The sequence below is a fragment of the Fictibacillus sp. NPDC058756 genome (assembly GCF_042746035.1).
GTDB lineage: Bacteria > Bacillota > Bacilli > Bacillales > Fictibacillaceae > Fictibacillus.
Genome location: NZ_JBHYPU010000001.1, coordinates 790,146 through 809,390, shown reverse-complemented (window position 1 = coordinate 809,390; position 19,245 = coordinate 790,146). Strand labels below are relative to the sequence as shown.

Below are 19,245 nucleotides of genomic sequence, written 5' to 3'. Positions count from 1 at the left end.
CCCCTTAGTTTCTCAGCGGCTTGCCTTTTACAAGCATGTGCTGCATTCTTGCCTGGCTTTTTGGTTCTCCTGCAAGGCTTAGAAATGCTTCTCTTTCAAGATCTAGTAAATATTGTTCATCAACATATGTTCCTTCAGGTACTCTTCCTCCTGCTAAAACAAATGCTAGTTTCTTAGCAATTTTTAAATCATGTTCGGAAATGTATTGGCTGAAATGCATCGTTTGTGCACCTAGTGCGAGCGTTGCATATCCGGCTTCGCCAACCACTGGAATCTTCTTTTTAACAGGCGCTTTGTAACCAAGGTCTGAAAGTGCAAGAACCTGGCTTTTCGCATCATGTAAAAGATGGTCGCCATTTACTGAGATGTTGTCTTCGTTTCTTAAGAATCCTAGTTTTCGAGCTTCTTGGGCCGATGTTGAAACTTTCGCCATCGCGATCGTTTCAAATGCCTGATTCGCTACCTTTTGCAGATCGCCTTTCGCACCTTCAGGAAGCTGTTCTAATAGACGGATATAGAGCTCCTTGTTTCCGCCTCCCCCAGGAATGAGTCCTACTCCAGTTTCTACGAGACCCATGTAAGTTTCAGAAGACATCTGCAATCTTGCAGCCGGCAATGAAACTTCAACTCCGCCGCCGAGCGTCATTCCGAAGTTAGCAGCTACAACTGGCTTTGAACTGTATCTCACTCTTGCCATAGCTTGCTGGAACTGGCGGACCATCATATCGAGTTCAAAGTAGTTATCATCTTGTGCTTCCATTAAAATGAGCATGAGATTTGCTCCAACACAGAAGTTCTTACCCTGGTTTCCGATGACAAGCCCTTTGTAGTTTTTCTCTACTTCGTCGATCGCCTGATGAAGCATCATTATGATTTCAGGTCCGATCGCATTATTCGGTGATGTAAATTCAAGGCCCGCTACATCATCACCTAAATCAATCAGCGTAGCTCCGCCATTTTTCGTGATCACATTGCCTTTTTCTTTAAGACGGCTTAAGTGAATCACTTTCTTATTTTCTTCTACAGGCAAATAGGTTCCATTGTGGTAGTACGACACTTCACCTTCAGCTTTTGAATAGAATGATGTTTTCTCTGAAAGGAGCAATTCTTCCACCCATTGTGGAATCGTCTCTCCTTCAGATTTCATTCTTTCTACTGATTCGGGCAGCCCGATCGCATCCCAAATCTCAAAAGGTCCGTGTTCCCAGCCAAATCCCCACTTCATCGCTTGGTCGATCGCGACAAGATCGTCTGCGATTTCATAGCATTTCTCTGCAGAGTACAGAAGTACCGGTTTAATAATGTCCCACAGAAGCTTGCCTGCACGGTCTTCACTATATAAAAGCGCTTTCACTTTCTGGTTTGTTGTTTTCATTTGTTTAGCAGCTTCGAGTGTTGCTGTTTTCATCTTTGAACGCGGCTTGTATTCGAGTGTTTTAGGATCAAGCTCTAAAATTTCGCTGCCTGTTTTGCTTCTTTGCTTTAAATAGAAGCCCTGGCCATTTTTGCTTCCTGTCCACCCTTTATCAACCATTTCATTTAGAAAATCAGGAATTTCAAAGACTTCTTTTTCTTTCCCGTCTACTTGTTCGTACACGTTTCGGGCTACATGAAGGAATGTATCAAGGCCAACGACATCCAGCGTTCTGAACGTTGCAGATTTTGGACGGCCGATCAGAGGTCCAGTTACAGAATCCACTTCCCCGACAGTGTAGCCTTGTTTCATCATTTCCTGCATCGTTACCATAAGTCCATATGTGCCGATGCGGTTCGCGATAAAGTTCGGTGTATCTTTTGCTTCGACTACACCTTTTCCAAGAACATTCTCACCAAAATTTCTAATGAATTGTACGATCTCAGGTTTCGTGTCTTCAGTAGGAATGATCTCCAAAAGCTTTAAGTATCTTGGAGGATTAAAAAAATGCGTTCCTAGAAAGTGAGATTTAAAATCTTCTGATCTGCCTTCAGCCATCGCATGAATGGAGATCCCAGACGTATTAGAGGTAACAATGCTTCCTGGCTTACGGTATTGATCAACCTTTTCAAAAAGCTTTTGTTTTACATCGAGACGTTCTACAACAACCTCAATGATCCAGTCTACTTCTTTCAGCTTCTCTAGATCGTCCGTTAAGTTTCCAATTGTAATTAAATCAAGGTTTTCTTTCACCGCCAGCGGCGCTGGTTTTTGTTTAAGTAATTTTTGCGTTGCTGTTAAGGTAAATTTGTTTCGGAATGACGGGTGATCTTCCGTAATCCCCTTTGCTTTTTCTTCTTCACTTAAAGAAGGCGGGACAATATCCAATAACAAGGTTGGAATTCCGACGTTGGCTAGATGAGCAGCAATGCCCGATCCCATTACACCAGAACCCAGTACTGCGGCTTTTCGGATTTGACGAGACAAAATAGACTTCCCCCTTTATTGAATGAATGCTCATTCATTTTTTATCCATAAAAAATTAATAAGCCTATACTCAATATAAAATATATTCAGAATTTTAGCAATAGTTCAGAACTATTTCTTTAAATTGTTTCTAAATTGACTGGGGTCTGTCCCGGGACAGACCCCAGTCAATTGTAGTCAATTCAGTTTTTTAAATTTTCTTTTAACAAAAAAAAGAACTCCCATTGGAGAGTTCTTTTGCAATACTAAATTACTTTCCGAATACACCTTTTAGTACGAACATAACGTTCGCTGGTCTTTCAGCAAGTCTTCTCATGAAGTAGCCATACCAGTCGTTGCCGTATGGTACGTAAATACGCATCTTGTAGCCTTCTTGCATCAGCTGATCCTGGCGTTCTACACGAATGCCGTAGAGCATCTGGAATTCGAATTGATCATAAGGAATGTTGTGCTTATCAACAAGTTCCTTAGTATATTGAATGATCTCATCATCATGAGTAGCAATTGCCGTATAATTGCCATTTAACAGGTGAGTTTCAATCAATTTTTTGAAGTTGTTATCCACGTCACTTTTTTCAGGATAAGCCACTTTAGGAGATTCTTTATAGGCACCTTTAACAAGACGCAGGTTAGGCTGATATTCATTAAGATTCTGTACATCCTCTAATGAACGGTACAGATATGCCTGGATAACAGTCGAGATATTATCGTATTCTTTTTTCAGCTGTTTAAAGATCTGCAATGTTTTTTCACAGCGAGAATAATCTTCCATATCAATCGTGATAAACACATTATGCTTTACAGCTGCATCCATGATTTTTTTCATGTTGCTTAGAACTAGTTCATCGCTGATGTCTAATCCCATCGAAGTCATCTTTAATGAAAGCTGTGAATCAAGCTTTTCTTTTGCGATCGCTTTGATCGCTTGAATGCAGTGTTCTGTCATCTCAGCTGCTTCACGTTCACTATCTACAAACTCACCTAAATGATCGATCGTAACAGGCATACCTTTTTCATTTAGTTTTTTTATTGCTGAAATCGAGCTCTCAAGTGTTGCTCCTGCTACAAAACGTGCTGCGCCAAAACGCAAACCATACTTTTTAGCCAAGCTCGTCATAGACTTGTTTTTAGCTAAAAATAAGAAAAAATTACGCATTGCTTGTTCCAATCTAATTGCCCCCTATTACGCTTTCTTATATATATAAAATTTGGTTAATTCCATATTCGATGTAACCGCTTTAAATATATCATTCTTTTTGCAAAGTTTGTCGATTTTGCAAAATTCAATTTTTTTAAAAGAGAAAAGAAAAAGCAGACTAAATGACTGCTGTTTTCCTCTTATTTAATTTTTCGTTTCACGATGCTCTTCGTTCAACTTTTTAATTTCGCTGATCAGATCCTTCATCGCTTCCTTTGCATCCGGATAACTCTCGTTCCAATGCTTGGCAAGCGGCGGCATACTTTTAGCGATACTAGAATACAAAACATATGCCTTTACCATTTCAACATGTTCAGGTTCTGTCTTGCCGATCAAGAGTTCAGCATATTTTTCAAACAGCCCGTCAAGCTGAGATTGCAGTTTTTTATCCACGAATAACTCCTCACTTTCTCTTTATAGGAATAGTGATGACATCACTGCTAAATAGAGTGAGCATGCTGCCAAAATAGAACCGCCGAACACGGGCAGAAATCCTATATTTTTTTTAATACCAAAGAACACTCCTGTTAAAAGAATCATACATGCAAACAGCCATCCAAGGCTCATAAGCGATATTTCGATACTCAACATTGGATTGTCCCCTGGATTCAACCCCGTTATAAACGAAAATAATGGAGAAGGTTTCTCCATTTTCAGTGTTTCCTCTACATCATGAGGAGGAGTCTGCTGGCTCAACACAGCTGTCGCAGCAAATACAAAGAACAACAGAATTCCTTCAGCTCTGATCCATTTCTTTAAGGACAAAGAGTCGTCCCCTTCTTTAAGCTTCTTTTTTAACCATACACCATTAATTAAACTATAAAAGATTACAACAAAAAGCAAAATATGTTTTATCAATAACGCTTGTCCATAATTCAGCAAATACCCGTTTACATATTCGGGTACGATGTAAGACATCAGCCATATTCCAGCCCCGATCACGATGAAAAGACAAACAAGCGCGAAAGGTGTAAACCATTTATAAAAAGATAACCCTGGTGTCTTATCCTTGCTAAAAAAACCAACTGCAAGAAGGGTACCTGACCATGCAGTAACAGCTAAGAAATGAAGAGAATGCGCAAAAATACCTAATGAGTCTAAACTTGCTGCATGGCTTGCATAACCGATGGATAGTGCCATCCCTGTTAACAATACTATAGAAAGTCCTGCAAAGAACCGCTCTTCACCTACATCGTTAAACATGACCATGAAAAATAATAATATCGAAATGCCGGTTAAAAAAAGCAATCCTTTTCCTATTTCAAAACTAAAAACGATATTTTGAAAGGTAAGCCAATAGCCGATTCCCTCTCCTAAATGAAGAGTAAGCCTCATTAGCTCTCCGAGGCCAAAAACAGGTACTAAGGCTATAAGCATCAGCAGCCATGGTTTTTTTATACAAACTTCAGGCCGTTTTGTTTTTTGGACAGAATAAAGTATAAATGTACCAATCAGAATAGAAAAACACAAATACAGCATGGCCTTAGCAACTATGAACATACAAATAAACTCCTTCACAACAAATCTATATCTATTGTAGCAGGGATTGGAAAAAGACGAAAAAATAAGATTGACAATATCACGAATTCAGATAAAAAAAGCTGATTCACTCAAGCAAAACAGCTTTTTAGTGAATCAGCTCTTATTTATCTATTTCCTCTTTGAACGACTTTCGATAGAAACTTTACACCATCTTCATAACTAAATTTCTTTGCAGCACGTCTAAACTCTTTTAAGCCTTTGCGTGTTACATTAAAGTATGGATCGATCAATCCCTCTTCCTTTAGGTGGTTAGCGGTTTCTAACGTAATCGAATGCTGTATCTCTCTCATCTTATGGTTGAACTGCTCAAGACTTGCATTCAAAACAAATTCTTTTCCTAAAAGCTGTACTACATCTTTAGCGGTAGCCGTTTGAACAGAAGGTTCATCTTGAATATCTTCCATGTGCTGCTCATCATCTTCGTGTGCTTCTTCTTCAATCATTTCTTCTGGTTCAAGCAACGAAGTAATGCGTACAATCTCTTGTTTTGCCAGCATGATTTCTTTTTCTTTCTGTAAGAGATATTCAATATAATCTCGCTTATCATCTTCATGAAGATCTTCATCAATTAATCTGTTCGTGATTTCTTTTTGTACTTGTTTCATTCGTTTAACTTGTTCTTCTAACGTTAATAATTGGCGTTCCAGGTCTTCTCTGTCTGATTCATTTAGTGTAACTTCTGCTTCGATCATCTTTTCCGCTTCTTCTGTCACGTACTGCTTATTTTTATTAGAAACAGGCAGTAAGGATTTTCCGGCTGCTGAAAAAGCCTGGAGCGCTTCATTTATTTTCACATAAAACATACTGCAGATTCCGATTGCAAAAATGGCTAGAATAAAAGCCAGCATATCGGAAAAATGAAACGTAAATTTAGTTACAGCAATTTTAAACATTAAGACCATTGAAAAAAGACTGATTAAAATAATTTTAAACCAATGATTGCGAAGTTTAATTTTCTCATCTGTTGTTCTCAAAGTAATTGCCCCCTTTAAACTCTCGCTACTCTATAGCTCTATATAAGAATAACTTTATAACTATTCGCAAGAGATCTGATTTTTTGTCCGCGTTTTTTAAAACCTGTTTTCGTATACTTTGATGCTTTTGAAAGAGGTTAATTTCCACTTCAAGACTCGCTTTTCGCAGGGTGTGCGGTGAGCCCATTCGTAGCCTTGCGACGTTGAATGGTCTCACCTGTCCCACTCATCCTGCAGGACAAGGAAGGCTTCGACAGCGTTACATTGCACGAAGAAAATGTGAAGTTCATTTTCGAGGAGTCTCGCCCTTCCGTTCCAATTAACTTTTCAATGAAGAATTTCACAAATGCTCTTTGTAGTAACTTGCGAGAAGTATTTTCAGGTAGTTGGCATGCAGGAGTCTCGCACCTTACACTTCAATCAACTTTTCAAAGAAAAGAATAAAAAGCAACAATCTTTAAGAGACCCTTAAAAAATGAAAACCAGCAGCCACAAATAGCTGCTGACCAAATTCCATTATTCAATTACTCCCGATTCAACGATTTCAACTTCTGTTGATACGGTTATCTTCATATCAGGGTATTGTTCCTGAAATCTTTTGAAATCCCAATTTTTTTCCCGTCGTCTCACCTGGTCCCCAAATCCTAGCGGGTCAACATTTAACCTTTGAAACTTAGCGATTATTTTTTTGGCGTCTTTATTAATTTGTTTTTTAAATGTGTTTTCAACAAGGTCTATATTCGGCTTCTCTTCTAAGTTTAACCAAGGAGGATATTCGTGGATCTCCCCTAAAATTTTTAGCTTAACATCGAATTCAGGGACTCCATTTACTTTTTTTACCTTATAGGAGGTAGTTCCTTTTATATTCCGAACAACAGCATGGCCTTTTTGTTTTCCTTTTTTCAGTTCAACTTCATAGTTCCCGGTTTTTGATCCATCGACCAAAACTTTAAATACAAAAGACTCAATGTGGCTAATTTTGCCTGCATATTTATCATCCTTAAAAAGAGCGATGCCCTCTAGCCGCATTGCCTTTTTTTCTGTTTTAACGATTGGCAAAAACGGATCAATTCCTTCTCCATAATAACTGTAGAGAAAAACGTGCAAATTTGTTTTTGGGAGATTTTCACTTTCAATATTTTGCTCGATCAAATCCATAAGATAAATGGAAGGAAGAGGTGCAGCCGTATATTTTGTTGTTAATAATTCGTTGGCACTGCCTTCAACAACTGATAAATATAAACGATTCCCTACGTTAGGGTCACGGTATAGGGAGTTAACGATATCCAATATTCCTTTTTTTGCGAATTTGTGGTTAAAGAGTACGATTCTTAATTGTCCTGTAGACAGCGTTTTGGGTGATTTTGTGTTTAGCTTTGAACGAATAAACCGGCTAGTATGTGAAACAGCTGAAAGTGATTCAACTCGAACCGTACCATCAGGATCAAAGATCGGATAGGTTATCGTTCCCTTAATATTATGGTTAGGAAGCTCATCAAAGCCAATAGCATGAATCAGCTGAACTTCATCAATAATTTGTTTTGGTACGCAGCCAATCAATAAAAAAAGAATAGAAACTATGAAAAGGCTCTTCATTTTCATCATTCATCGATGTCCTTCTTTTTTCTCATTTCTTTTATCTTGTCTTTAGACGGAAGCTGAGTACCTAGGCTTATTGGCCGTTTTAACAGCCTATTGTAAGGAAGCCTGATTACAGTGTCTGTCATGTCTAAAAGCCGTGGCGGATAGAGCGGAGCCATGTATGGTCTTCCGAGTGATTCTAGTCTTAACAGGTGAACCAGTATAAAACTCATCGCAAGAACGATCCCAACCCCGCCCCATAAAGCTGCAAGAAAGATAAATGGGAAACGCAATATACGGATGGTGTTTGCCATCTTATAGATCGGTGTAGTGAATGAAGCAAGAGCTGATAACGATACAATGATTAACAAGATGTTGCTTGTCAATCCAGCCTCAACCGATGCCTGTCCGATTACAATACCTCCTACAATACCGAGTGTCTGACCAACCTTAGTCGGTAAACGTGCACCCGCCTCCCTCAGTAACTCAATGGTCAACTCGAGAAACAATACTTCTAAAATGGGAGGAAACGGAATATTAACACGGGATGAAATTAAAGGTGCAAGCAGATCTTTAGGAATCATCTGATAATGGAACGTTAACACAGCAACGTATATAGGCGTGGCGAAGGTAGAAAAAATAACAGAAATAAATCGAATGAAACGGAAAAGTGAGCCAAGCACCCAAGATAAATAATAGTCTTCAGGAGATACAAAATACTCTGTAATTCCTGTCGGACCAAGCAATGCTTGAGGTGAGCCTTCTGAAAGGATGGCTACTTGTCCATAATTCAGCATAGCAACAACCCGGTCTGGACGTTCTGTGGTAACAAGTTGCGGGAATACTGATTTTGTGTTGTCAGAGATCATTTGTTCCAAATATGAGCTGTCTGGAATCACTTCAGTCTCAATATCTTTTATCCTTTGAGTGACAGTATTGATATTTTCTTTATCTGCTATTCCTTCTAAATAAGCAATAATTACACGGGTTTTTGAAAACTTGCCAATTATTATTTCTTTAAAGCGAAGCTCGGGTACCGGCAGTCTTCTTCTAATTAAATATATGTTGCTATCCAGGTTTTCGATGAAAGCTTCTTTTGGTCCGATAACGGAAAACTCAATTTCAGAAACAGATACTGGACGGTTAGTAGAAAAATTCTCAGCTCGGATAACAGCACATTCTTCATCATATTCACCGAACTGTACGACAATAAATCCTCGCAGGAGCTTGTTTTGAATTTCTTTTATATCATTTGTGATTGTTACACTTTCAATAGGCAAAATATCTTTTAAGTCTTTAAGGGCTCTAAAATCCTTGCTGTGAATAAGGTAAGGAAGAAAATCACGATGCAGCAGTTCACCGTCAATCATAGCTTTATAATAAGAGATATACACATTGTGATGAACCGTTTTTTGAGAATAATGAATAAAGTCTGCCGAGTCTTTCGCATTATCAATAAGCTCCACGATGTTTGCATATGTATTGTTTGATAAATCGATCGTATGGCTTTGCTCTTTTGGCTTCTTTTTCAGCCATTTCATCATGATGTCTGCCACCTCTTTTCTCTTCCTTAATATGAGAAAAGGATTGAGTAAATATACAAAAAGGCATTCCAGCAGCTAGCGTTGGAATGCCTTTTTAAACACTTGTTTAAACAAGTGCTGTTTCTATGTTATTGCTGATAAATGTCCCGATATCTTCACCGCTGCATATTTTCAAGAATGAGCCCTCTTGGTTAAAATCAAAAAGGTGGATCGGCAAACCGTAGTCCCTTGCCAAAATAAGTGCGGATTGATCCATAACTTTTAAATTATTTCTTATCGCTTCATCATAGTGAAGCGTAGCATATTTCCTCGCTTCTTTAAATCGGTTTGGATCGCTGTCATACACCCCGTCAACACCTTGTTTTGCACAAAGAATGGCATCGCAGTTCATTTCCAGAGCTCTTTGAACTGCAGGATAATCGGTTGTGACGTATGGCTGGCCATTTCCTCCTGCAAATATGAGGACATATCCTTTATCTAAATGATGAACAGCTCTCAGCCTGATATAAGGTTCCGCAACTGCACTTATTGGAACAGAACTCATCACTCTTACTTCCCGGTCCATCTTGCTCTTCAAGACCCCTCTTAACATTAAACTGTTAATAACTGTTCCCAATGTCCCGATCTGATCTGCTTCTACTCTTTCAATTCCCCAATATTCCGCTAAATTCCCTCTGAATATATTGCCTCCTCCAACGACTATTGCCACTTCAATCCCTTTTTCAATGACGGATAAAACTTCTTTTGCAATGTGATTTAAAGAAAGATGATCAAACCCTGTTCCCTGATTTCCAGCAAGGGCTCCGCCGCTTAGTTTAATTAAAACCCGTCTATAACGCATCTTCTTCTCCTCCTCTATATAAAAAAAGAACAAATGACAATTAATAAGTCACCTGTTCTTTCCGGTTAAAAGACGGCGGATATTTTTGATTTTGCTGCACTATTTTTTGTACATTAACCATCATTATCCGCCTCCTCTTTTTTTCTTCTTCCATTATATACTCTCCAGCTTGTGTAAGTGAAATTTAAATATACTCCCCATAAAAATTTTCTATTAAACGTTTGACCATTTTTATGAAATATAGACAGGTTACCTATGCCTTTTCAATAGAGAGATACATATAATGCATGGACAAGAGTAGTCAAAATCATTATCAGGAGGAAACATTTTTGGATAAACATAAATCCGTACTCTCTCAAAGAGAGCTATGCAAATTATTGGGCCAAAAGATCAAAGTTAATACTGGCGGTCCAGAATCAAGAGTTGGAAGATTAGTCTGTGTAGGCCAAGACTTCCTAGCCATCGAATCATTCGATAAAGATGGTAAAGGGAAGGGCAAGGGCAAAGACGGAAAACACGATAAAGAGTTAATCTTCTATCAGCTTTTCCATGTAAAAGCAATCGTTTTAGAAGCGGATGAAATCTGCTGCAAATGGACTAACCCGAAAAAATGTACTAACGATACGTTCCACAATGTGTTAAGACATTTCATCAACCATAAGGTGAAAATTAATCGCGGAGGTCCAGATAGCGTCGAGGGAGTTCTTGTAGCTGTTAACCACAACACGATTGAAGTAATTAGATGCGACGAAGTTATTATCATTGCTATCTTCCATATTAAGAGCTTTAGCCAAATCGGCGGATGTCGTGAAGAAAGCAGCCACAAGAAAGAGTCTTCTAGCAAAAAAGAATCCTCTAACGACAAAAAGGAATCTTCTTCATCTTCATGGTGTGAATCATCTTCTCATAAGAAGGAGTCTTCTCATAAGAAAGAATCCTCTCATAAGAAAGAGTCTTCTCATAAAAAATGTGAATCTTCATCTTCATCTTCATCTTCATCTTCATCTTCATCTTCATCTTCATCCTGTCACCATTGGAAGAAAAGAAAGAAAAAAAAAGGTAAACAGCCAAGATTAGCAGGTCCAGATCAGCAGCAAGGCTGGTTCAGACTGTAATAATGAATTGTCCTGTTTTTTCATAAAAACAGGACATTTATTTGCATTATGAAAGGTTATTTATTTCCCTTTCTTTTTGAGAAATTTTATTGATAGGAGGATTGTTTTGACTATTTTCAACAAGTTCATTGGTGAGACGGTTGAGCTTTCAATCAGCGGTAACAAGCGTATTACAGGAATCGTTATCGATATTGGTTCAGATATCATAGTGGTTTATGACGGAGAGCAATTTATATATATACCTAAAATGCACATTCACCTTATCAGCAGCATGATAGATAATGAAACAGAGATCGAAAAGCCTAAAAGTTTTCCGATTAACTTTGAAGAGGAAACCATTTCTTTAAGAAAAATATTAACGAATGCAAAAGGGCTGTTTTCAGAGGTGTTTATCACAAGTAATCAATCCATTCATGGGTATATAACAAACATAATGAATGATTACTTCATTTTCTATTCACCCGTCTATAAAATGATGCTTATTCCTTTGCAGCATTTAAAGTGGCTCATACCTTATAAAGAAAGTGAACGGCCTTATACACTGTCAAACGAAGAGCTGCCATTGGTTCCTTTCAACATGACATTAGCCAGAACATTTACTGAACAATGTAAAAAATACGAAGGAAAGCTTGTTATTTTTGATTTAGGAAAAGATCCAAACAAAATTGGCAAATTAGTTAAAATGGATAATAGCCAGCTGCAGCTTACCATCGAGAGAAATAAGAACGTTTTTCTTAGTATCCAGCATATTAAGACGCTCCACCTTCCGTAATATAAAAAAAACTTCGCTTCGACGAAGTTTTTTTCATGAAAAATGGGTTAAAACTAATGAGCTTAACAGACCTAATGATGTGATCAAACCGACAGCAGCCCCTGCATCTTCATGTGCTTCAGGAAGCATCGTAGAAGCTACCATGGACATGATCGCTCCACCTGCAAATGCACCAATTAATGAAAGAGACGAAACAGATGCCCCGTCTAATAATATGAAACCCAACAAAGCGGCGATTGCAGATATAATAAACACTGATATCCACATACCTATTATTTTCTTTTTGGAAAAACCCTCTTTTAACAATCCAATCGAGCTGGACAACCCTTCAGGAAAATTACTTAGAAAAATGGCTATCACTAGCAGCCAGCTTACTTTGCTTTGTTCAATCAAACTAGCACCGATCAAAACAGATTCTGGTATGGCATCTAATAAAGTACCAAAGAATATGGCCATGCCAGCTCCTTTTGCCTTTTTGACACCGGACATTTTTCTTTCGTGACCACCCTTTTTTGAAAGAATACTATTGATAATTGTAAAAATACCAGACCCAAGAATAAAACCTATCGCTGTTACCTTTAAGTTACTTTGTTCAACAGCTTCAACCAGCAGTTCGAATGAAACAGCACCGATTAATATACCTGTTCCAAACGCCATGATCCAAGCTGTCCATTTTTTTGGAATATGAAAGGCAAGTCCCGCAAAGCTTCCCAGCAATACAGCAGAACCTGCCACTCCTCCCCAAAAGGCACTTTGCAGCATGCTTCATCCCCTCTCTTTTTTATCACCATTTCCTAATCGCATTTTTTCTATACACAAAAAAATAGTGGATGCGCAAAGTGCAGGTCCACTATTCTTAGTTTCAATTAAAAGTCGTTGCGTTTAGGATCGTTGTTTTTATTAATGCCAAATTCATCACTTGGCGTATTTAAATGGTTAAATTGACGATCACGTGCAATCGTATGAGGTTTTTCTAAATCAACGTTCCCAGACTTGTTTTCTGTCTTAGAGCTGTCCGTACGGAAATCCTTTAAACTTGTTTTATCTTTCCACTCGGCCGGGTCTGGGCTTTGAATAGTAGTCTGCTCCATTCTTCTGCTTAATTTATTCAGCGTGCGTCCTGCTGCTTCACGTCCGCCTAAGCCGAAAGCAAGTCCAAATGCAATAGTGAATCCTCCCAAGATCAGGATGAACGCAGCGTTTACGATTGTCTTCGCAACACCAAGCTGGTCAAGAGCCATGAAAAACGCAAGAGTAATGATTGTATATTTCGCAATGTTGCCAAGCAGCTTGCCCTCTGTCTGTTGTTTTACCATGCTCATAACTACACGTTTCACTAGGTCACCTGCATAGAATCCGATACCTAGAACAAGAACGGCAGTTAATACCATTGGGATATAAGCAAGAACAACTGATAAGATACTCACTAAGCTTTCAAGGTTAACAAGCTGAAGTGCTTCAATTGTAAATAACAATACAACAAGAACTTGTGCAGCGTAACCAATAATTTGTGAAATGGTAAGCGTTTGGTCGCTCTTATGAAGAGAGCCAAGACCCATCTTATGGAAGATGCCATTAAAACCAACGCGTTCCAATAATGAAGTTACAGCATTCTTCACCCATTTACCAATCCATAGCCCTGCTGCGACAAGAATGATCGCTACGATGATATTTGGAATCATATCCATGATCTGGCCAAGCATTCCGATAGCAGGTCCAGAAATTCCGTTAATATCAAGCGTCTCAAGTGCTGAGATTACGACTGGAATCAAAATAAACACATAAACAATCGTACCAATGATTTGTGATAATGATGTTTTATCTAAAGCACGTTCAGCACCTAATTTTGAAGCGAGGCGATCTGTACCGATGCTTTGTAAAAAGTTTACTAAGATCTCTTTTACAACCTTGGCTACAATCCAGCCAACAAACAGGATAATAGCAGCTCCTAGAAGTTTAGGTAAGAATGCAAAGAATCCGGAAAGCATTCCTTCTAGAGGTTCAGAAATGGCATCAATGCCTAGCGCAGCTAATACTGCAGGCAAGAATAACAGAAGCGTCAGATAGAACACTGCTTTTGATGCAGAAAGTACGGCTTTGTTAGACTGGCCCGGTTCACGAGTCAGTTTCCAGCGATTAAGAAGTCTTTCAAAAGCTGTATTCTGACCTAGTTTTTTTACTAAGATTGATAATCCAGAAGCAATCAGCCAAGCAACCGCTGCAATTAACGCTGCTTTTAATAGATTAGGAATTGCTGCTGCAATAACACCAAGTGCATTTGAAATCGGTTCAGCTACATATGGAAGACTAAGCATGTTCAAGAACATTACAATAGCCACAGCCATAAGAATCCAGAAAACCACTTTACTTATGATTTCCTCTGAGGAATATTTACTGGACCTCGTTTTTTCTGTATGTTCACCATCTGTGTCAGGTTTCATCCATCTTGCAACTTTATTATCAAAATCTGTTTTATGCAGCGCTTTTCTCACTGCTTTTGAGACTAATGAGGCGATCAGCCAGCCTATTAATAAAACAAGTATAGCTAGAAGCAAATCTGGCAATCTACCTAAATACGCCATCCACGAATCAGTTACTCCATTGTAATCGTACATTTTATTCCTCCTTTTATGCTTGATATAAATATCTCTTCATAAGCTGTACTTTCCCAATGCGATAATCAGTTAAACTACATACTTAAAAAACTGGATAGAGGATATATTTTACAATTTTTAAAGATTCAGATATAATAGGGTTATTGCCTAGTGCAAACGTTTACAAAAGGAGAGGGATTAAATGTGGACTTCATACATAGACTCAAAGTAATTTCATATCCCTTTATGACCTGACGCCTCATCGTGAGCAAAAATTTAATATGCACACATGCCCGCAGGAATTTGTCTGTGGTTTTTTTGTGCCCATTTTTAAGGAGTGACATATATGATCGTAGTTAATAATCTTGCAAAACATTATAAAATAGCAAAACGTGACCCCGGTCTCCGCGGTGCTGTTAAATCATTGTTTTATAGAAAATATGAAACGAAAGAAGCGGTTAAAGGAATTAATCTGCATATTGAAGCAGGTGAAATGGTCGGGTATATCGGTGCTAACGGAGCTGGAAAATCGACAACCATCAAGATGCTGACTGGTATCCTAACCCCTACCTCAGGTGAAGTAAAAGTAAACGGCATCATACCCTATGAAAATCGTAAACAGAATGCTTCTCACATCGGAGCTGTGTTTGGCCAGCGTACTCAATTGTTCTGGGATATTCCTGTTAGAGAAAGCTATGAGCTGTTAAAGCATATTTACGAGATTCCTCAAAAACAATATGAAGAAACACTTGCTGAATTTGTTGAAGTACTTCATCTTGAACCTTTGCTTGGAATTCCCGTCAGGCAGCTCTCATTAGGACAAAAGATGCGATGTGAGCTTGCAGCTGCCTTTTTGCACCTTCCAAAAGTTGTCTATCTCGATGAGCCGACAATCGGACTGGATGTTGCGGTAAAAGTAAGAATCCGCAGTTTTATTAAACAGATGAACGCCAGATATGGGACGACTGTACTTTTAACGACTCATGACATGCAGGACATAGAAGAGATCTGTCAGCGAATTATCATCATTGATGATGGAAGGGTTATTTATGACGGCTCTATTCAAAATATCAAATCGCAATTCGGCGATAAGCGCGTTATTCATTTTGAACTAGAAAACTCAGATGATTTTGCTTTGCCTCAAGAGCTTGCACATGTTGCTCAGGTCCTGCCTCGTGAAGAAGAAGATCTGCACAAAATTCCGATCACTTTCAGCAGCAGAGACCTATCTGGAGCAGAATTGATCAGTATTATGATGAATCATTATACAGTTGCCGACCTTACGATTGCAGATCCAAAAATCGAAACAATCGTTGAAGAAATATACGGCAAAGGGATGACAAAGGAGGTGCAGCATGAGGAAGTACATTGAGTTCGCTCGTGTTCAGATGCAAGTTCATGCGGCCTATTCTGCATGGTTTTGGGCAAATACATTTTCTGTTCTGTTAAGAATGCTTGTTATCTATTTCTTCTGGAAGGCTGTGTACAGCAACCGTTCAGAAATTGAAGGCATGTCTTTTGATGGAATGATCACCTACATCATTATCGCGATGTTTCTGCAAATGTTCGTTTCTGGTGTCGGCCGGGAACTTGCTCATACGATTAAAGATGGTAATGTAGCCATTGAACTTATGCGCCCTTACCACTTGATCACCCGCCTGATAGCTATGGATATAGGCGATAAAGTAATCTACCTTATCCGTGGTGCATTGCCTTTAGGAATACTCGCATTTGTATTTATGGATGTAACTTTGCCATCAACCTGGCAATCTGGAATCTTATTTTTACTTAGTGCACTAATGGGAATCTGGATCGGAACATTTTTTGATCTCTTAATCGCTATTCTTGCTTTTTGGACAATTAATCTATGGGGACTTGAAGTTATGAAAGAAGCAGTTGTTTCTTTTTTCTCTGGTGCACTTGTTCCTCTTATTTTGTTTCCAGACTGGTTTCAGACAATAAGTCTCTTCTTGCCGTTTCAGGCTATGGTGTATGTGCCCGTAGCGATCTACACCGGAATTTTGACTGGAAAAGAAGCTTGGCTTGCAGTGGGATCACAGTTAATATGGGCCGTTTTATTATTTGGGTTGCTTAGAGTTTTATGGTCGGTGGCGATGAAGAAAGTAACGATCTTTGGAGGATAGGAGGGGACATTCTTGATACGGTACATGAAATTGTATTACTTGTTTTGTAAACAGAATCTAAAAGTCATGATGGAATATCGAATGGATTTTCTGCTCGGCGTATTGTCCGTTATGCTTCAGCAATTTGCCGGTATATTCTTTGTAAAAATCGTTTTTGACCATATTCACGAACTGAACGGCTGGACGTTTTATGAAATTTTATTCATTTACGGTATTGCAGCTACCGGCAGATCGATACACCATATTTTCTTTGATAACCTGTGGACACTTGGCTGGCAATACATTCGCCCAGGAAAGTTTGACCGCCTTCTGATCCGGCCGATTAATCCGCTGTTTCATTTTATCGCAGATCGCCTTCAGCAAGACGGGTTCGGCCAGCTTTTTATCGGAATTATCGTTCTCGGAACGGCGATGCCGCACTTAGATATTTCATGGGGCTTCATGGAATATTTCATTCTTGTGATTATGATTATTGCATCTGGTTTTATTTTCGTAGCGGTGAATCTCTTTTTTGCGACGCTGTCTTTTTGGATGGTTGATAGCCTTCCAATCGTGTGGACGATTTTTAATTTAAGCGATTTTGCACGATATCCGCTTACGATCTACCATAAAGGAATCAGACACTTATTAACTTGGGTCATTCCTTATGGATTTACAGCTTTTTATCCTGCCGCATACTTTATAAAAGGTTCAGGATTTGAAAACCTCGCATTGCTTACACCTGTTGCTGCAATCGTATCGTGCGCTTTAGCATACTGGTTTTGGAATCGAGGGCTTAGAGCCTTTACGAGTACAGGAAGTTAAGAAAAAGTCGGCTTTTTTCGTTAGTAACAACGAGAAGCCTGCTTGTTTTTTATTTTTGGCTGTTATCGTAACCTTTGTTGCTCTTGGAAGTGTTGATTTCCGTTCCAGGATGCTCGCTTTCCGCGGGGCGTGCGGTGAGCCACCTTGGCGCTTTGCACCTACAGTGTCTCACCTGTCCCGCTTGTCCCGCAGGAGTCTCGCACCTTGCACTCCAATCAACTTGTCAAAGAAGCAATCAGTCAAAAGCAACAATCTTTTAGAAGAAAACCTTATTTTTTAATTACCCCGCACAAAACGCGGTCCCCTGAGTTTCCGGCGGGATCTGTTTTATAATCATCTGTGTCTGCGTGAATGACGAGCGCCGTCCCTCCGTTTGAAAACAGCGAGTTTGATTTTCCTTCAGCAAGTGAAACCATCGTTGAAAGAACTTCCCCGTGAACTACACCGCTTTCGTCAGCTGTAATATTATGAATATCCCCAACATGCGGTCCTTTTGGATTTAAAAAGCCATGCTTTTTATCCGTCGGGTTAAAATGGGCTCCCGCTGACTTGAAATCTGGCGGTGTGCATATTGCTTTTTCATGAAAGTGAATCCCGTGTTCACCTGGCTTTAAACCAGTGGCATTTACTTCTACATTGACCCCTTCTGCAGTCTGGGTCAACGTTGCTTCTCCCGTTTTTTTCCCTTTCGTGTCTACTAGATTCACAATGTACGATCCGCCTTTTACTTTACTGGATGCCGCTTGTGATTCTTCCATCTCATGATCTTTATGCTCGTCTTCTTTTTTGTTTCCGCACGATGCTAGTATGGCTACTAGTACCATTAGCATCATAATTTTTAGTATTTTTTTCAAAAGCATTTCCCTCCTGATGATTAGCGATATTCTATTCTCCGCCCAATCATCAGAACTTTAAACATCATTTTAAAGAAAATGGCTTTCGAGTACTGTTTCAACAACTTCCCCATTTTTTAGTTGTACATAATAGGCTTTAGCATTTTCTCGGGAACTTACAGCCTTGTTCAGTTTTCCGTTAATAAAATGCAGCGCCGCTCCATCATCTGCTGCGTATCCAGCTTTTAATCCTTCTTTTATCAGACGGTGATAAGCCGGCCTTCTTTGTTCTTCTCCATCATAATGTGGACAATGACTTCCTTGGAGAAACCCTAAACATGAAAGCCCGCGGAGCGGTCCAAAGGAATCTGTAACTCCTTCTTCAAACCAGCAAAGAGAACCTGCACTTAAACCCGCTAAGATCTTTCCTTCGTCGTATGCCTTTTTGAGCAGCTTATCCAGTCCCCATTCTCTCCATAGCGCGAGTAAATTCTTCGTATTCCCTCCGCCCACGTAAAAAATATCCTGCTTTTTAACAAACTCTTCTAAGTTTTGGGGAGGTGAAAATAAAGAAAGATGCCCTGGCACGCAATTCTCCGTTTCAAATGCTTTATAGAAACGTTCGATATAACCTTCTGAATCTCCGCTTGCTGTCGGAATGAAACAAATATGAGGTTTTTCAGCTTTTGATTGCTCAAGTATATAGTGATCGAGCTTTTTGTTCTGAGGTTCCATCGAAAATCCGCCGCCACCCATTGCGATTATCTGTTTCATGTTGTTTTCCAACTCCTTTTTATTCAAATTCGTCAACGATTCTGTAATTTCCTTTCTGTTTCATTTTCCTTTTGGGACATACATAGTTGGAATGGTTTAGTCACTAATCCATTAAATTCAGCTAAAAA

At 39.1% G+C, this 19,245-nt stretch carries 17 protein-coding genes; 5 read left to right on the top strand and 12 right to left on the bottom strand.

Annotated features, from left to right (window positions below; genetic code table 11):
* Positions 1-4: 4 nt before the first annotated feature.
* The 8 genes from ACFW35_RS03925 to pyrH all read right to left on the bottom strand — a co-directional run bounded on the left by ACFW35_RS03925 (position 5) and on the right by pyrH (position 10,081).
* The gene (locus ACFW35_RS03925) at positions 5-2,401 is read right to left on the bottom strand and encodes a 3-hydroxyacyl-CoA dehydrogenase/enoyl-CoA hydratase family protein (protein WP_379843933.1); all 2,397 of its coding nucleotides are present in this window, start codon (positions 2,399-2,401) and stop codon (positions 5-7) included.
* A gap of 250 nt (positions 2,402-2,651) precedes the next feature.
* Positions 2,652-3,569: a proline dehydrogenase family protein gene (locus ACFW35_RS03920; protein ID WP_066292354.1), complete on the bottom strand. Its 918-nt coding sequence runs from the start codon at positions 3,567-3,569 to the stop codon at positions 2,652-2,654.
* A gap of 174 nt (positions 3,570-3,743) precedes the next feature.
* Entirely contained in the window at positions 3,744-3,992 is a 249-nt protein-coding gene (locus tag ACFW35_RS03915) for a DUF2573 family protein (RefSeq protein WP_379843931.1), read from the bottom strand.
* Between the two features lie 21 nt (positions 3,993-4,013).
* The gene (locus ACFW35_RS03910) at positions 4,014-5,099 is read right to left on the bottom strand and encodes a copper resistance D family protein (protein ID WP_379843930.1); all 1,086 of its coding nucleotides are present in this window, start codon (positions 5,097-5,099) and stop codon (positions 4,014-4,016) included.
* Positions 5,100-5,245: 146 nt separating this feature from the next.
* Positions 5,246-6,115 carry a hypothetical protein gene (locus tag ACFW35_RS03905; protein ID WP_379843928.1) on the bottom strand — a complete coding sequence of 290 codons (870 nt, stop codon included), beginning with the start codon at positions 6,113-6,115 and terminating at the stop codon, positions 5,246-5,248.
* A gap of 516 nt (positions 6,116-6,631) precedes the next feature.
* A complete protein-coding gene (locus tag ACFW35_RS03900; RefSeq protein ID WP_379843927.1) occupies positions 6,632-7,720 on the bottom strand; it encodes a Ger(x)C family spore germination protein in 1,089 nt (362 codons plus the stop codon).
* Positions 7,717-9,240 carry a spore germination protein gene (locus tag ACFW35_RS03895; protein ID WP_379843925.1) on the bottom strand — a complete coding sequence of 508 codons (1,524 nt, stop codon included), beginning with the start codon at positions 9,238-9,240 and terminating at the stop codon, positions 7,717-7,719. Before ACFW35_RS03895 ends, ACFW35_RS03900 begins: the two co-directional genes overlap by 4 nt.
* 106 nt (positions 9,241-9,346) lie before the next feature.
* Positions 9,347-10,081: a UMP kinase gene (gene pyrH / locus ACFW35_RS03890; protein WP_077359621.1), complete on the bottom strand. Its 735-nt coding sequence runs from the start codon at positions 10,079-10,081 to the stop codon at positions 9,347-9,349.
* A gap of 329 nt (positions 10,082-10,410) precedes the next feature.
* Here pyrH and ACFW35_RS03885 point away from each other — a divergent pair, with 329 nt between their 5' ends.
* Both ACFW35_RS03885 and ACFW35_RS03880 read left to right on the top strand, forming a co-directional pair.
* Positions 10,411-11,196, top strand: coding sequence for a hypothetical protein (locus ACFW35_RS03885; protein ID WP_379843924.1), 786 nt, complete (start codon positions 10,411-10,413; stop codon positions 11,194-11,196).
* Positions 11,197-11,302: 106 nt separating this feature from the next.
* On the top strand, positions 11,303-11,968 hold the full coding sequence (locus ACFW35_RS03880; RefSeq protein ID WP_379843922.1) for a DUF2642 domain-containing protein: 666 nt from the start codon (positions 11,303-11,305) through the stop codon (positions 11,966-11,968).
* A 33-nt stretch (positions 11,969-12,001) separates the two neighbouring features.
* Here the strand turns inward: ACFW35_RS03880 and ACFW35_RS03875 are convergent, their stop codons facing one another.
* The gene (locus ACFW35_RS03875) at positions 12,002-12,730 is read right to left on the bottom strand and encodes a ZIP family metal transporter (RefSeq protein ID WP_379843920.1); all 729 of its coding nucleotides are present in this window, start codon (positions 12,728-12,730) and stop codon (positions 12,002-12,004) included.
* 104 nt (positions 12,731-12,834) lie between these two features.
* The gene (locus ACFW35_RS03870; protein ID WP_379843918.1) at positions 12,835-14,583 is read right to left on the bottom strand and encodes a mechanosensitive ion channel; all 1,749 of its coding nucleotides are present in this window, start codon (positions 14,581-14,583) and stop codon (positions 12,835-12,837) included.
* A 325-nt stretch (positions 14,584-14,908) separates the two neighbouring features.
* Between ACFW35_RS03870 and ACFW35_RS03865 the strand changes: the two genes are divergently transcribed.
* The 3 genes from ACFW35_RS03865 to ACFW35_RS03855 are packed head-to-tail and all read left to right on the top strand — an operon-like array spanning position 14,909 to position 17,510.
* Positions 14,909-15,934, top strand: a complete 1,026-nt coding sequence (locus ACFW35_RS03865) for an ABC transporter ATP-binding protein (RefSeq protein ID WP_379843917.1) — start codon at positions 14,909-14,911, stop codon at positions 15,932-15,934.
* Positions 15,918-16,706 carry an ABC transporter permease gene (locus ACFW35_RS03860; RefSeq protein ID WP_379843915.1) on the top strand — a complete coding sequence of 263 codons (789 nt, stop codon included), beginning with the start codon at positions 15,918-15,920 and terminating at the stop codon, positions 16,704-16,706. Before ACFW35_RS03865 ends, ACFW35_RS03860 begins: the two co-directional genes overlap by 17 nt.
* Positions 16,707-16,718: 12 nt before the next feature.
* Positions 16,719-17,510 carry an ABC transporter permease gene (locus ACFW35_RS03855; RefSeq protein WP_379843914.1) on the top strand — a complete coding sequence of 264 codons (792 nt, stop codon included), beginning with the start codon at positions 16,719-16,721 and terminating at the stop codon, positions 17,508-17,510.
* A gap of 269 nt (positions 17,511-17,779) precedes the next feature.
* Here the strand turns inward: ACFW35_RS03855 and ACFW35_RS03850 are convergent, their stop codons facing one another.
* On the bottom strand, positions 17,780-18,364 hold the full coding sequence (locus tag ACFW35_RS03850) for a superoxide dismutase family protein (protein WP_379843912.1): 585 nt from the start codon (positions 18,362-18,364) through the stop codon (positions 17,780-17,782).
* Positions 18,365-18,433: 69 nt separating this feature from the next.
* Positions 18,434-19,117: a Type 1 glutamine amidotransferase-like domain-containing protein gene (locus ACFW35_RS03845; protein WP_379843910.1), complete on the bottom strand. Its 684-nt coding sequence runs from the start codon at positions 19,115-19,117 to the stop codon at positions 18,434-18,436.
* Positions 19,118-19,245: the final 128 nt, after the last annotated feature.